Origin of the sequence: Staphylococcus sp. GDY8P85P, assembly GCF_017892405.1 — a bacterium.
Lineage (GTDB): Bacteria > Bacillota > Bacilli > Staphylococcales > Staphylococcaceae > Staphylococcus > Staphylococcus borealis.
This window is the reverse complement of sequence record NZ_JAESLA010000007.1, coordinates 23,731-39,734: the sequence shown is the minus strand read 5'-3', so window position 1 is coordinate 39,734 and position 16,004 is coordinate 23,731. Positions and strand designations below refer to the sequence as shown.

Here is a 16,004-nt window from a genome sequence, read left to right as displayed (position 1 = left end):
TACTATTATAAAATGGCCCCTCATTAGCCAAATTTATTTTCAAATATAGTTTAACACATTTTTAAAAATTTTCAAATTGAACGGTTTAGTTTAGTAATTCTTATTTTAATGATATGTACTTGACTAATCGTAGGAATGGGGAGTGGGACAGAATTCTTTTAAATTCGTCGTCCCTCTCCCAACTTGCTTTGCTTGTAGAATTTCTTAGTGAAATTCTCTTTGTTGGGGCCCCGACTGCAAAGGTGACTAGAACTGAGAAAAGCTTGATTTAAGCGCCTTCTCAGTTCAGTCAACTACTGCTAATTTGCTAAATAGCATTATTATATTATTTATGTCCCAGACTCATTGTAAAAGAGAGCCATACCACGATATATTTTTGAAATTTGTAATGCTTCCAAATACTAACGTTTATAACAATCCCCTTATAAGATGTTCATTAGTCAACTTACAAGGGGATGCGTATTTTAATTATCCATTTTCAAAATTTCTATTTATATCTCAACAATACCATTTTGCACATACCTAGCATTAAATGGTAACTGTACCGATTAAAACTGCTATAGCCAATAACACAATCGCAAAGCCCCAAATCCAGAAGAAGGCATATTTGATGTATGTGCCCATATTGGCTTCAGCCAAACCAATCGCTAACCACAGGGCTGGAGAGAATGGACTTACAAACGTTCCGACAATATTACCAATAACCATTGAATACGCAGTCGAAACTGGATTAATACCAAATTGACTTGCTGTTTGTTCTACTATAGGAAGTAATGCAAAATAATAAGCGTCTGTACTTGTAAGTAAATCAAGTGGCACACCAAAGAAACCAACAATAATATGTAAGTAAGGTCCTACAGCATCAGGAATAATCTTAATGAAACTTAATGCAATGGCTTTTAACATCCCTGTTTCTTCCAAAACACCTAAAAACATACCAGCTGCAATGATTACTGCAGCCATCATCAATGCATTTGGTGCATGCGCCTTTAAACGATTCATTTGTTCATCGACATTAGGGAAGTTAATCACTAACGCAAGTGCAACGCCAATCATAAATGCAAATTCAGGTGGCGCAATATTAGCTAACATCATGACAAGAACGATAACCGTTAAAAGCACGTTGGCCCAAATAACCCAACCATGTTTCAATGCTCGACCTCTTACCGGAAACTTAATGTCTTGATCACGTTCATAGTTTTTTACTAAACGATGAATGTCTATGTCTAATGTAGGTTGTAAGTCACCTTTTTCAATTGCTTTTTTAATTCGCTTCTTTTCTCTAAATCCTAAGTATGTTGCAAAGATAAGAACTAACACGAAACCAATTAATTGAACCGGAATGATGCCGTACCATAATTCGTTGACACTTTTCACTTTGAGTACAGAAGCAACACGCGCCATTGGACCACCCCAAGGCACCATATTCATAATTGCAGCACTAATTGCAAGCAATAGAATTAATAAGTATTTATTCATATTTAACGCTTTATATAATGGTAATAATGCAGGTATTGATAATAAGAACGTCACAGCACCTGCACCATCTAATTGTGCAAACATACCAATCAGCGCTGTTACAACGCAGACAATAACGACGTTACCACGTGTCATAAGTATCAGTCTTTTAACAATAGGCTTAAAGAGCCCACTGTCTGTCATAATACCAAAGAATATAATTGCGAATATAAACATGATGACGACGCTCATTACAGATTCTAAACCACTATTAAAGAATTTAACCAAGTCTTTAACACCGTAGCCTAATAGTAAAGCGCCAATACTAGGAATTAATATCATACCAACAACTGGACTAATCTTTTTAGCGATTAACAGTCCAACTATTGAGCCAATAATCAATATTCCCATTATTGTTAACCACACACTATCCCCTTGCATGTGAAATCCCCCTTATTTTTATAATACGTTTCCCACTATAAAGAAAACGTTTTCATAATTTTACCAAAAATCAGTCTTTTATTTAAAGAGATAGGTCAAAAAACGGGAGTGGAACAGAATTTTTTAAATTCGTCGTCCACTCCCAGTTGGATTTGCTTGTATCATGTCTTTGTGAAATTCTCTTTGCTGGGGCTCGCCCACAAGGATGACTAGAACTGAGAAAGGCATGATTTAAGCGTATTCTCAGTTCAGTCAACTACTGCAAATTTCCAAAATAGCATCATTATATTATTTATATTCCAGACTCATACGCTTGCTTTCATTAAATATATTGCTTTTCTTTCAAGTATTCAATAATCGTATTAACTGATGCGTCTACACTTTGATGTTCAGTATCAATTGTAATTTCTGGTTGATGTGGTGCTTCATATGGTGCACTAATACCTGTAAATTCTTTGATTTCGCCAGCGCGCGCCTTTTTATAAAGGCCTTTAGGGTCACGTTGCTCACATGCTTCAACGCTGCACGCTGTATATACTTCAATGAATTCGCCATCCTCTAAAATCGCACGAACGTCATCACGGTCGGCTCTATACGGCGAGATAAAAGCTGTAATAGCAATTGTACCTGCATCTACAAGCAATTTACTCACTTCACCGATACGTCGAATATTTTCCTTGCGATCTTCTGGACTAAAGCCTAAATTGTTATTTAAACCGTGACGGACGTTATCTCCGTCTAAGCGATAGGAATGCTTCCCTAATTGGAACAATGCTTTTTCAAGTGCAACGGATACGGTTGATTTCCCAGAGCCTGATAATCCTGTAAACCATATCACTACACTTTTATGACCATTTTGTTGTTGTCTATCTGACTTGGTAACTTCAGAATCGTGCCATGTAATATTCGTTGATTGACTCATGTTAACCCCTCCGAATTAATTTTGTTTTAAACCTTTAATTAAGACTTCCGCTACTTCAGGTCTAGAGAATTTAGTAGGTAATGATTCACCGTTTCTTAATTTTTCTCTTACTTTCGTACCACTTAAGTGAACATGTTCTGATGCGTCGTGTGGGCAAGTTTTAGCTGTAGCCATGTTGCCGCATTTTTCACAATAAAAGGCATGCTCAAATTTCAATATTTGAATATCTAATTCATCTTCAAACTGAGAAATTAATTCTTGTGCTTCATATGTGCCGTAATAATCGCCTACACCTGCATGGTCACGCCCTACAATGAAGTGTGTGCAACCATAGTTCTTACGTACGGTCGCATGTAGAATCGCTTCACGTGGTCCAGCGTAACGCATTGCTGCTGGATAAATGACTAAACGCGCTCTATCTTGAGGGAAATAGTTCTTTAAGATAGCTTGATAACTTTCCATACGAACATCTGCTGGAATATCGTCTGCTTTCGTTTCTCCCACTAATGGGTTAAGTAACAGACCATCTACAATTTCTAATGCAGATTTTTGGATATATTCATGTGCACGATGAACAGGATTTCTTGTTTGGAAACCTACGACAGTCTTCCATCCTAAATCATGGAATAATTGACGTGTTTCTGCTGGATCTAAATGGAAATCAGAGAATTCATCATGTTTAGGTCGATTGATTAATTGAATTGGACCTGCTAGATACACATTGCCTTTGTCATACACTTTTTTAACACCTGGATGGGCGTCATCTGTCGTACCGTAGACATTTTGCGCTTCTTTAGTCTTATCATACGTATATTTTTCTTCTAATTTCAATGTGCCATATAATTCTCCATCTTCGCCATATAAAGCGATGTCATCGCCAATAGCTAATTTATCCGCTTCTTCTTCAGTAACAGGTAATGTAATCGGAATACTCCACACTAATCCATTTTCAAGATGTGTCGTTTCAACAACTTTAGTATAATCCGCTTCGCCCATAAATCCTGTTAATGGACTAAAACCACCAATGCCGATTAATTCTAAGTCAGAAATTGACCAAGGATTCAACGTAATCACTTTATAAGATTGTGCTGCTTCAAGAAGATGTGCTCTTTCTTCGCCTTCTACTACACGGTTAATTAACTCGCCACCATGTGGTTTAATCGTATAATTAATAATCTGTTCATGTGTTGCCATTATTGATAACCCCTTTTCCAATTAATTAGATTAGTTTACTCGGTTTTATTTATAAGAAAAAGACAATTTTTTGTTGCGAATGACAGTGATAATAACAAGTATCACAATCGCACAAATAATTGCGAATCTTACAACATTTGTAATTGTGTCATCATGTACAAAATACGTCATTAATGCGTTGCTATTGGTGAAGATGATTAATCCACCCACGCAAATGGCTAAAATATTAATAGGTAATATCTTAGTTAAGTAAGCTGAAATAGGTGCTGCCACCATGCCACCAACACTTAATGCAACCACAAACCACCAATTAATTTGTGTAATACCTAAGAAGATGATGAAACTTAATGACGTTGACAATGTTACAAAAAACTCACTCGCGGATACTGTACCAATCGCATACCGTGGTTGTATCTTGTGACTCGCTAATAACAAAGGTGTATTAACAGGTCCCCAACCGCCGCCACCAATTGCATCTAAGAATCCAGCGATGGCACCTTGAGGTACTAGCTTAAAGCTACTTAACTTACCAACATGCGTATGGATTTCTTTATTTCTTTTAAATAAAAATTGATACAAAATATATAACCCCATTGAAAGTAAGAACAATGCGATATATGGTTTAATATAATTTCCATGTATTTGAGTCAGTAGACCCGCACCAATAAAGCCACTGATGGCACCTGGAATTGCTAACTTTAACATCGTTGGCTTATGCACATTCTCGAATTTCCAATGTGATGTTCCGGATGCAGCAGTCGTCGCTATTTCTGAAAAGTGCACCGTCGCCGATACAATTGCTGGTGCAATACCATAAGTTAATAATATGAAAGATGATGAGGCACCGAATCCCATTCCTAGTGATCCATCAACAAGTTGGGCTAAAAAACCAGCTAATGCAAATATAAATAATTTCCTCATATATCACATGCCCCCTGACATTAAACTTGTGATTGAAGCCATCGCATGAATTCAATTTGTTTCTCCTCATCCAAATAGTCCTCAGACAATACATGTTGTAATAATGCTTGCTTTCTAGATGGCTCTATCGTTGACGCTTTAATACGTTGTCTACTTTCATATAAAAAATCGATATAGTTTTCATATCGTTCATCATAAGTATCTTGCAATGTCGATATAATTTGTCGTCCTAATTTAGGACTTGCACCATCAGTCGATACACTAATGGTTAATTTGCCACGTTTCAGCACACTAGGAAACGTCACATCACCAGCAGAAGCATCAGCCGCATGATTTAATAGCGTACCTTGTGGCAAACTATCTTTAACGTATTGATTTACTTCTGGTTGATCTGTCGCAATAATGACTAGATATGCATGACTTATATCTTGTGGTTCAAAACCTTTTTCAGACCACGTGACACGTTGTTGTTGCAGTAATGTATGTAATTCTGTGGTGATTGAAGGACTAACAATATGAACATGGGCACCGTATTCTACTAAAGATGTTGCTCGTCTCGTTGCTACTTTCCCACCACCAACAATGACAATCTTTTTATCTTGTAAATCAATCATAAGTGGCATACTGCTCATATTGCTTCCTCCTTGAACATTAATGATGTTTCATTTTTTATTTATTAAAATTAAGGTAACGTCATTTCTAAATCTGAAGTTTGTTCTTTAAACCAGCTGATTTTGTGTCGCATTTGGACAACATCTCCAATAATAATCATAGCTGGATTTTGAATTTCTGAAGCGCGTTCTACGATGTTCCCTAATGTACCAGCGATGGTCTTTTGAGACGATGTCGTACCTAAATGTACGAGCGCTACAGGTGTGTCTATGGATTTACCATGATTTATGAGTAATTGACAAATTTCAGGTAAGCGTTTGACACCCATATACACACACAGTGTTTCTGGGCCATGTGCTAAATGTGCCCAATAATCATCTTTAGACATACCTGGTTTATTCACCGCCGTTACAAATGCTACTGACGAACTATAATCTCTATGCGTGACAGGAATACCTGCATAAGCCGGTGCAGCAATACCGGATGTAATACCTGGCACGATTTCAAATGGAATTTGATGGTGTGCCAAGATTTCCGCTTCTTCACCACCACGCCCAAAGACGAATGGGTCACCACCTTTTAAACGAGTGATAACATGACCTTTTTTCGCTAAATTGACCAACATACGATTGGTTTCTTCCTGTGGCAAGGAATGTTTATTTGGATCTTTACCACAATAGAAGAACTTCGTCCCAGGTTTAGCTAATTCTAAAATATCTTTATTAACTAAGCGATCATATAAAATGACATCTGACGTTTGAATGGCTTTCATACCTTTAATCGTTAGTAACTCAGGATCGCCAGGTCCTGCACCTACTAAATAAATTTTCCCCATGTTGTCACCCCGTTTAAAACAGCTTATCTCAAACTTTAACTATGGAAATCTTGTCCGCCATGAACTTTGGCTACAACACCTGAGCGAATAACAAAGTCACCGAAATGTTCACCTTCAAGACGTTCTTTACCATAGTCCATTAGAATTGGACGTAAACTTTCAAGAATTTCTTGTTCTCCAATATTCTCTTTATACAATTTATTTAAGCGTTCACCTTTGAAGCCACCGCCTAAATACATATTATATTTACCTGGTGCTTTACCAATAAATGCAATTTCTGCAAGTGCTGGTCTTGCACAACCATTTGGACAACCTGTCATACGGATTGTGATTTCTTCATCGTTCACACCCGCTTCATCTAATAAATCTTCAATCTTAGAAATTAATGATGGTAAATAACGTTCTGACTCAGCCATAGCTAAACCGCATGTTGGGAATGCAACGCATGCCATAGAGTTTCGTCTTAATCCTGTATAATTTTTACCATCTGTAAGACCATATTGATCAATGAGATTTTGAATTTCTTCTTTTTTCTCAGGAGTTACATTCGCAATAATTAAATTTTGATTTGGAGATAATCTGAAGTCGCCCGTATGTGTTTCTGCAATTTTTCGTAATGCCGTTTTTAATTGATAATCTTCTGTATCTTTCACACGTCCATTTTGAATGAATAACGTATAATTCCAAACACCTTCGTCACCTTCTATCCAACCTAGACGGTCACCATTGTGCTCGAATTCAAAGTCGCGCGCATCTTCAATGTCCCAACCTAAACGCGTATTCAATTCTTCGACAACCTTATCTACGCCTAAGCGGTCAACTGTATATTTGAAACGTGCGTTCTTACGGTTTTCACGATTACCATAATCACGTTGAATGGTTAAAATCTTCTCACAAACATCAACGACTTTATCTTTAGGAACAAAGCCAGATAAACGACCAACTTGTGGGTACGTATCGGTATTACCGTGCGTCATACCCATACCGCCACCAATTGTGACATTGAATCCGATAAGTGTTTCATCTTCAACAATACCGATAAGCCCGATATCTTGAGAATACACGTCAATATCATTAGATGGCGGAAGTGCGATACCGATTTTAAATTTACGTGGTAAATATTTCTTACCATACATTGGTTCGATTTCTTCTGAAGAATCTAATACTTTTTCGCCGTCTAACCAAATCTCATGATAGGCATTCGTCTTAGGTAATAGATGGTCACTGATTTGAGTTGCATAATCGTTAATTTCTTTATGAATATGTGATTGATATGGATTAGGATTACACATTGTATTACGATTCACGTCCCCGCATGCCGCAATCGTATCAAGTACTGATTCGTTAATTTTCTTCATAGATGTTTTTAAATTTCTTTTTAAAATGCCGTGAAATTGGAACGTCTGACGTGTCGTTAATTTCAATGTATGATTTGCGTAGTTGTTTGAAATATCATCCATGGCAATCCATTGTTCAGGTGTCGCAGTCCCACCAGGTAGACGTACACGAATCATAAAGCTATAGGCTGGTTCTAACTTCTGTTTACGACGTTCATCGCGTAAATCTCTATCATCTTGTTGATAACTACCATGGAATTTCAATAGTTTAGTGTCATCATCTGAAATGGCACCAGTAAGTGGGTCTGCTAAGCCTTGCTCAATTGTCCCACGCAAATAATTACTTTCGTCTTTTAAATATTCTAAAGCATCTAGCTTCTTATCCAGTTCATCTGACATTTGCTTATTTGTCTTAGCCATTAAGTACCACCCTTTCTATTAGTACACATCGCGTTGATAACGTTTGTCTTTCTTCATTTGTTTAAGATATGCTTCAGCATCCGCTTCAGATAAGTGTTGTTCTTTCACTAGAACGCTACGGATAGCTTCATGTACATCTTTCGCCATATGTTTTTCATCACCACAAATGTAAATTGAAGCACCATTTTGAAGCCATTCATTAAATTCTTTACTATGTTCAGCAATACGATGTTGGACATATACTTTTTCATCTGTATCACGTGAGAAGGCCACATCCATCTTACCTAGCACACCGTCTTTCAACCATTCTTGCCATTCTGTTTGGTATAAGAAATCCGTAGTGAAATGCTGGTCTCCGAAGAATAACCACGTATTACCTTTAAAGCCATGTTCTTCGCGTTCTTGCATGTAAGCTCTAAATGGCGCAACACCTGTACCAGGACCAATCATGATTACTGGTGTATCGCCCTCTTTAGGGAACTTAAAGTTTGGATTACGTTTTAAGTAAATGGGTACGGTGTCACCTGGTTGAATACGTTCAGCAAATTGAACGGAACATACACCTGAACGGTCACGGCCATGCGCGTTATATCTGACAGCACCAACTGTAATATGCACTTCATCTGGTAGCGCTTCGTAGCTACTTGAAATTGAATATTCTCTAGGTGGTAATTTTCTTAATAATTGATATAAATTTTCAGGTTGCAATTCTGTTGTCGCAAAGTCATTTAATAAATCAATTAAGTCACGACCTGCAATATAATTTTGAACCCATTCATTATCATTGACTTTTTCTTTAAGTTCATCATTTTCGAAGAATGCTGCCGCATTGATTAGAAGCGGTTTCGTTAACTTCGTAATTTCAAAATGAGACGTTAGCGCTTCTTCCAAGCTTAGTGTGTCACCTTCATCCGAAATTTGAACTTGATCATTCGGGTCCCAACCTAATGTGCTTATTAGTAGATTAACTAATGCCGGATCGTTTTGAGGTAGCACGACTAAACAGTCACCGACTTCATAATCTTCACCAAAGTTATCTAATAGAAATTCAATATGACGCGTTTCTTTATTAGACCCTTGGCCGTTAAGATTAATGTTTTCTAAGACCTCTGCTTGATACGGATTAGCTTTAGAGAATTTCTTCTCTTTCGCTGATTTAATAGACTCACTCACAATTTGTTCATTTTGAGTGCCTTCCGGTGCGGTATCGATTGCATTGATAACGTTGGCCATCCACTTTTCAGCGTCTTCTTCATAATCTACGTCACAATCAACACGATCATAAATACGTTCTGCCCCTAATTCATCTAACTTTCTATCAAAGTCGCGACCTGTTTGACAGAAGTATTCATACGTTTGGTCACCTAAAGCAAGCACTGAGAAGCGCACGCCTTCAAGCTTAGGTGCCTTACGACCATGAATAAACTCGTGTAATTCTGCTGCGTTGTCAGGCGGATCTCCTTCACCTTGCGTAGACGTAATAATGAATAAATCTTCAACATTTTTAAGATGCTTAGGTTTGAAATCATCCATTGCCTTCAATGTCACGTTATGACCGATATTTGATAGTCGCTCTTCAAATATTTCAGCTAAACCTTGTGCATTACCTGTTTCTGAGCCATATAAGAGTGTGATTGCTCTTTTTTCTGGTGTAATTACAGGTTCATTTTGTTGGAGCATCGCCTCTGTACCTTCCGTTAACCCGTCTTGATTAACTGAATGTGAAGTAGTTTGTGATGGTATCGCTCCATTTGATGTTAATTGTTGGTTAGCTACTAAATATCCACTTAACCATACTTTTTGTTCAGGCGTAAGTGTTTGTAATAGTTCATTAATTTGTGACGCTTGCCCTTCTGTAAAAGGACTATTTGTAACACTTAAATTCAATTGCATCCACCTCTTATTCCGTAAAATAATAATTATTTGATAATAGCTTTATACTACTTTTATTATGTAAGAAATATGCCCATCTGTACACTATTACCAGGCATATTTTGTCACCTTAAACAAAAAACATATCAGAATACTATGTTTTGTGTTTAAAAAATTTTGCCCATACGTATTATGGTTTATCAGCAACATGCAAGCCACATTCTGTTTTATCAAAATTAGACCATCGTCCGGCCCTAGAATCATCCGAATCAAATACAGGCGACGTACATGGAATACAACCAATACTAGGATAGTGTTGATCATGTAATGCATTGTAAGGTAACTCATGCTGCTTGATATAATCCCAAACTTCATCTTCTGTCCAATAAATTAATGGACACACTTTAACTGATTTGAAACGCTCATCTTTATTAATGAAATTGGTATGCGCACGTGTTGGCGATTGTTCGCGTCTCAAACCTGAAACCCAAGCCACAGCTCCACCTAACACTTCTTCTAAAGGTTTAATCTTTCTAATGTAACAACATTGATTAGGATTATTCTTCCACAATGCAGGATTATACTTATCAGCTTGCTCCTCAAGGGTTAAATCAGGCTTCTTCATTTCAATTCGAAGCTTTGGAAAACGTGCTTTCACATTATCGATTAAGTCATACGTTTCTTGAAAATGTAAATCCGTATCTAGAAAAACAATTTGTGCATCAGGCTTAATCTGATAAATTAAATCAATTAACACCATACTTTCCGCTCCAAAACTACATGAATAAACAATGGAATCACCATATGTGCGATACGCCCATTCTAATATTTGATACGCGCCTTTCGTAGCGTCATCAGTAGACATCGTATCAATGAAAGGGTCACCCTCAAAATGTTCATATGTAATTGCCGGTACTGACATAAACTTATGGTCCCCCCTAAAATTTCACAAATTTATTAATCTAATACTTATCAGAATTGTCAGAATAATATGTTACTACTTTAACGAGTTTCGGCTATAAAGTCAAGGTGCTGGAGAGATATTAAAATGTGTTAAATAAAATTTAAATACTTTATGACAACCGGTTGACATAAAAGGACATTGAATATAAACTTTAATTAAATTTAAGAAAGCGTTTCCAAATATTGAGGAGAGATATTATGAATATGTCACATTTAATTAGCCCTTTTAAAAACAAATCTTATTTACAAACGTCATTAATCTTTATGTTATTCTTCGCATCTTGGAGTATATGGTGGTCATTTTTCCAGATATGGTTAACTTCTAAAGATAATGGTTTAGGCTTAACAGGTGGCCAGGTAGGTACCATTTACTCAGCAAATTCATTTGTAACTTTGCTTTTAATGTTTGTATATGGCGTTACACAAGATAAACTTGCAATAAAAAGAACACTATTAATTTTTTGTTCTTTATTCTCAACGTTTGTTGGACCATTTTTCATTTGGATTTATGCGCCTCTTATTCAATCAAATTTTTGGTTAGGTGCGATTATTGGTGCCATTTTCTTATCATGTGGATTTTTGGCTGCCGTTGGTGCTTATGAAGCAGTTGGAGAAAGATTTAGCCGATTTTTTAATTTTAATTATGGTCAATCGAGAGCATGGGGTTCATTTGGTTATGCTGTTATGGCATTAGTTGCTGGATTTACTTTTGTCATTGACCCTCACTTAAACTTTTGGCTAGGTTCAATATTAGGTGCCATTTTACTACTTGTCTTAATTTTTTGGAAGACTGATGCAGAGCAACGTGCCAAGCATAATATTGAACAAAATGAAGAAGAATCTGTTCCGTCTATTAAAAGTATGTTGGCATTATTAAAAGTGAAAGACATTTGGATTATTGTTATTTTCATTACTTTTTCATGGTCATTTTATACAATTTTCGACCAACAAATGTTTCCAGAATTTTACACTAAACTATTTGAGAATCCTAGTGTAGGACAACAAACGTACGGTGTATTAAATTCTGTACAAGTTTTCTTTGAAGCACTGATGATGGGTATTGTTCCAATCATTATGTCAAAAATTGGCGTCAGAAAAACCTTATTACTAGGTGCATCCGTAATGTTTTTAAGAATAGGTTTATGTGGAATTGCTCAAGGTCCAATAAGCATCTCATTTATTAAGATGTTTCATGCCCTAGAAGTACCATTATTTGTCTTACCAATATTTCGTTACATAACACTACATTTTGACACTAAAGTCTCAGCTACTATCTACATGGTTGGATATCAAGTTTCTGCTCAAATTGGGCAAGTTATTTTGTCAAGTCCACTTGGAATATTAAGAGATAATATCGGTTATCAACCGACATTCTTTGTTATCTCATTCATTGTATTACTGGCTGGTATTTTTGCTTTCATCACTTTAAGAAAAGATGACGAATATGTATATGGTGATCCATTTATAAAAAATCAAATATAATTGAAAGGAAGAAAAGAATGAATAAAGAACCAATTACAGTAACTAACACACGTTATCGTTTAGGCTATCACATAATGCCAAAATCAGGTTGGATTAATGACCCTAATGGTTTTACTTATTATAATGGCTACTATCATATTTTTTATCAACATTATCCATATGCACCAGAGTGGGGCCCTATGCATTGGGGACATGCAAGAAGTAAAGATTTAGTCCATTGGGAAACACTTCCAATAGCACTAACTCCTGGTGACGAAGAAGATAAGAACGGTTGTTTTTCAGGTACAGCTATCGAGAAAGATGATAGATTATACCTCTTTTATACAGGACATCATTATTATGGAGATAATGATCCAGAGCACTTCTGGCAAAATCAAAATCTTGCTTATAGTGATGATGGGGTTCATTTTATTAAATATGAAAAAAACGCTATTATTCCTCAAGCACCTGAAGATAATACACATCATTTCCGAGATCCTAAAGTATGGCAACACGGTGATAGCTATTATATGATTGTTGGTAGTCAAAACAAAGATGAACTCGGTCGAATTATCATGTATCGTTCAGAGGATTTACTAAAATGGGAATATTTAGGCCCTGTCAATGAATCAAAAGGGAAACAAACTGAAGGATATATGTGGGAATGTCCTGATTTGTTTGAAGTTGATGGTAAATATGTATTCTTATTTTCTCCTCAAGGTATGGATGCTGAAGAAGAGCAATATTTAAATTTATTCCAAAATGGTTATTTTGTTGGTGAACTTGATTATGAAAGCCATAAATTCACAAGAGGTGAATTTAAAGAACTAGACCACGGCCATGACTTCTATGCACCTCAAACAATGCAAGCACCTGATGGTCGACGCATTCTTATTGGTTGGATGGCTATGTGGGAAAGTGAAATGCCTGAAAAACATGACGGTTGGTCTGGAGCATTAACATTACCTAGAGAGTTATATCTTAAGAATAATCATTTATATATGCGCCCAGTTAGCGAATTAACAATGTTACGTATAAATGATGGTACTCACAATTCACTTAATCTTAATCAACCAAGATTATTATTAAATGATAAGTACCATGCTGAAATCAATTTAAAAGGTCCAAATAAAAATTTTAATATTGAATTCAAAAACGCTAATAATCAACTCATATCTTTAACTTATGATGCCCTATCTCATAAATTTAGTCTTTATCGCTTTGATAAAGGTGATTATCGATATTCTATTATCAAAGACAGTGACATCATAAATCTTCAATTATATTTAGATACAAGTTCAGTTGAAATTTTCATTAATGATGGCGAATCTGTTTTTACTGAGCGCTATTATAGTGAAGAACCTCCACAAGTATGGGTCTCTAGTAATGACAATATTCTAATAGAATCAAGCATTTATGAGTTAAAAAATAATACCATTTCATTTTAATAATTAAAAACAAAATACTTTGAATTGCAATTAATTTATTTAATAGGAACAAGAAAAAATTCATTTTTTACTTTGAATCTTAATCTTGTTCCTTTTTAGTTAGCATTATTATTTTAATTAAGAGATAATAACTAATGATATTATTGGAAATTGGAGTGAAAGATATGAAGCCAAAATTAGAGGATGTTGCCAAGTTAGCTAATGTATCTAAAACGACTGTTTCCCGAGTTCTAAACAATCGGGGTTATATCAGTCAAAAAACTAAAGATAATGTCTATAAGGCAATGAAAGATTTAAATTATCAACCTAATTCAGCGGCTCGTCAACTATTTAAACAAAAAACCAACATTATTGGATTGCTTTTCCCTACTGTATCGAATCCTTTTTTTGGTGAACTTATCAATGAACTAGAAACTAAATTATATAATCGAGGTTATAATGTTATTATTGGCAATTCCATGAATAATCCCGAAAAAGAGACCCATTATATGAATCAGTTACTTTCTAATCAAATTGATGCATTAGTCGTTGGTACACATAATATAGGCATTGATCAATATAAAAATGTTAATTTACCAATTGTTGCAATTGATAGAATTGTTAACGAAGATATTCCTGATATTCGTTCAGATAATTACTACGGTGGTTTGCTAGCAACTAAACGTTTAATTAAAAATGGAGCATCTAAAATAATTCATACGAATGGTCCCATTGATGTAAATACACCTGCAAATTTAAGACAAAGTGCTTACGAAGATACCATGCAATCACATCAACTTACTCCAATAACTTATACAATAGACTTCAGCTTAGACTATTCTAGCAAGCTTAATATCTTTAAATCCATTTTCCAAGAACATCCTGATGTAGAAGCAATATTTGCTTCAAATGATACGGATGCTTTACAAATTTATCAACTTGCACTATCAATGGGTAAACGTGTTCCTGAGGACTTAAAAATTATTGGCTATGATGGCACGCAATTAATTAGAACATTAATGCCTCAACTTACATCTATTATCCAACCCATCGATGCGATTACTGACAAAGCAATTGAAATTTTAGAAAAAAGACTAAATTCGGAACCTACAGAACAAGAATATATATTGCCAGTTACCTTATGGGAGGGTTCAACTGGATAAATAAAAACCATTAATCCAACATATTAAATCGGATTAATGGTTTTATTTCAAAAATTTTAATACGCTTTACTCACCTGGTGCACATTCAATTAAGACAACTTTGCCATTTACTGCAGTGGCTATAATTTGAAAACCATTATTTTTCACACTATCGTATACGTATTGCCCAGCTAAATTATGATCTTCATAAGAGTTATATCTTGTTATAAATGCTTGCTCACTAATGTTATCGGGCGCAACTGCAATCCTTGCTACAGTATTATATTGCGTATGAAAACTATATACCACGGCTATATTGCCATACTTTACAAAATCTTCATGAAACCCCTCAATATGAGGCATTAAAGTACCTTTTCCATATCGTTTCTCTACTTCTGCTCTAGTCATGCCTGGTTTAATTCCCATATAACCATCCCTTGTATCCTTTTGCATAAATGATCTATGGAAATCTTCACTCATGACATCAATTTTAGGGCCTTGTAATTGCGTCGTATCTGTCACTTTGTGCTTTTCAGCTTCTTTTTGTTTGGCTTTTTGTTTTTCAGCTTTAACAGGATCGTTAGACACTTTATCTTCATCCGTTGTCGCTTTCTCTTTCTTCACATGCGTCGCCGTAGTCGCAGTCTGTTTCGGCTGTTCTGTTTCCTTTAAAAAGAAATGATAATACGCAAAACAACAACTGACGATAATGCCAATAACAATCAACCCAATTAATACAAATGGCCAAATCCTTGTTTTATGAGTAGGCGGTTCATATTGCACGCTTTCTGAAATATCTTCAAATAGATGTAAATCATAGCCACATCTATTACAAAAATGTTGCTCGTTTATCAGCTTGTTACCACACTTAGGACAAAATCTCATGATATTACCTTCTTTCACTTCATGCTGTTAAATCTAGATGTTGGGTGTGAGATTAGGTCTTTTATCTATGTCGACATCCACGTTATAGTTCATTTTAAAGTAAGCAACCGTGAT

General features: G+C 35.7%; 13 protein-coding genes. 3 read left to right on the top strand and 10 right to left on the bottom strand.

Annotation, left to right across the window (positions count from 1 at the left end):
• Window positions 1-528 precede the first annotated feature (528 nt).
• The 9 genes from KA828_RS01725 to KA828_RS01685 form a co-directional block, all read right to left on the bottom strand.
• Window positions 529-1,899 (bottom strand): CitMHS family transporter, encoded by a 1,371-nt coding sequence (locus KA828_RS01725; protein ID WP_075109310.1) that lies wholly within the window; start codon window positions 1,897-1,899, stop codon window positions 529-531.
• A gap of 322 nt (window positions 1,900-2,221) precedes the next feature.
• Complete coding sequence (gene cysC, locus KA828_RS01720; protein ID WP_193838891.1) at window positions 2,222-2,821, bottom strand: adenylyl-sulfate kinase; 600 nt, start codon at window positions 2,819-2,821, stop codon at window positions 2,222-2,224.
• Window positions 2,822-2,836: 15 nt separating this feature from the next.
• Window positions 2,837-4,015, bottom strand: a complete 1,179-nt coding sequence (gene sat, locus KA828_RS01715; protein WP_107629191.1) for a sulfate adenylyltransferase — start codon at window positions 4,013-4,015, stop codon at window positions 2,837-2,839.
• Window positions 4,016-4,060: 45 nt separating this feature from the next.
• Window positions 4,061-4,936: a sulfite exporter TauE/SafE family protein gene (locus KA828_RS01710; RefSeq protein WP_210125296.1), complete on the bottom strand. Its 876-nt coding sequence runs from the start codon at window positions 4,934-4,936 to the stop codon at window positions 4,061-4,063.
• 20 nt (window positions 4,937-4,956) lie between these two features.
• Window positions 4,957-5,568, bottom strand: a complete 612-nt coding sequence (locus tag KA828_RS01705) for an NAD(P)-binding protein (RefSeq protein ID WP_210125295.1) — start codon at window positions 5,566-5,568, stop codon at window positions 4,957-4,959.
• Window positions 5,569-5,618: 50 nt separating this feature from the next.
• Window positions 5,619-6,383, bottom strand: coding sequence for a uroporphyrinogen-III C-methyltransferase (gene cobA, locus KA828_RS01700; protein WP_210125294.1), 765 nt, complete (start codon window positions 6,381-6,383; stop codon window positions 5,619-5,621).
• Between the two features lie 35 nt (window positions 6,384-6,418).
• Window positions 6,419-8,140 carry an assimilatory sulfite reductase (NADPH) hemoprotein subunit gene (cysI, locus tag KA828_RS01695; protein WP_210125293.1) on the bottom strand — a complete coding sequence of 574 codons (1,722 nt, stop codon included), beginning with the start codon at window positions 8,138-8,140 and terminating at the stop codon, window positions 6,419-6,421.
• Window positions 8,141-8,158: 18 nt separating this feature from the next.
• Entirely contained in the window at window positions 8,159-10,027 is a 1,869-nt protein-coding gene (locus KA828_RS01690; RefSeq protein WP_210125292.1) for an assimilatory sulfite reductase (NADPH) flavoprotein subunit, read from the bottom strand.
• Between the two features lie 175 nt (window positions 10,028-10,202).
• On the bottom strand, window positions 10,203-10,934 hold the full coding sequence (locus KA828_RS01685) for a phosphoadenylyl-sulfate reductase (protein ID WP_193838886.1): 732 nt from the start codon (window positions 10,932-10,934) through the stop codon (window positions 10,203-10,205).
• A 239-nt stretch (window positions 10,935-11,173) separates the two neighbouring features.
• Here KA828_RS01685 and KA828_RS01680 point away from each other — a divergent pair, with 239 nt between their 5' ends.
• From KA828_RS01680 to KA828_RS01670, 3 genes are all read left to right on the top strand, one after another.
• Entirely contained in the window at window positions 11,174-12,457 is a 1,284-nt protein-coding gene (locus KA828_RS01680) for an MFS transporter (protein ID WP_193838885.1), read from the top strand.
• Between the two features lie 17 nt (window positions 12,458-12,474).
• A complete protein-coding gene (locus tag KA828_RS01675; protein WP_210125291.1) occupies window positions 12,475-13,884 on the top strand; it encodes a glycoside hydrolase family 32 protein in 1,410 nt (469 codons plus the stop codon).
• A gap of 164 nt (window positions 13,885-14,048) precedes the next feature.
• Window positions 14,049-15,026: a LacI family DNA-binding transcriptional regulator gene (locus tag KA828_RS01670; RefSeq protein ID WP_193838883.1), complete on the top strand. Its 978-nt coding sequence runs from the start codon at window positions 14,049-14,051 to the stop codon at window positions 15,024-15,026.
• Between the two features lie 66 nt (window positions 15,027-15,092).
• Here the strand turns inward: KA828_RS01670 and KA828_RS01665 are convergent, their stop codons facing one another.
• Window positions 15,093-15,890, bottom strand: coding sequence for a zinc ribbon domain-containing protein (locus KA828_RS01665; protein ID WP_210125290.1), 798 nt, complete (start codon window positions 15,888-15,890; stop codon window positions 15,093-15,095).
• Window positions 15,891-16,004: the final 114 nt, after the last annotated feature.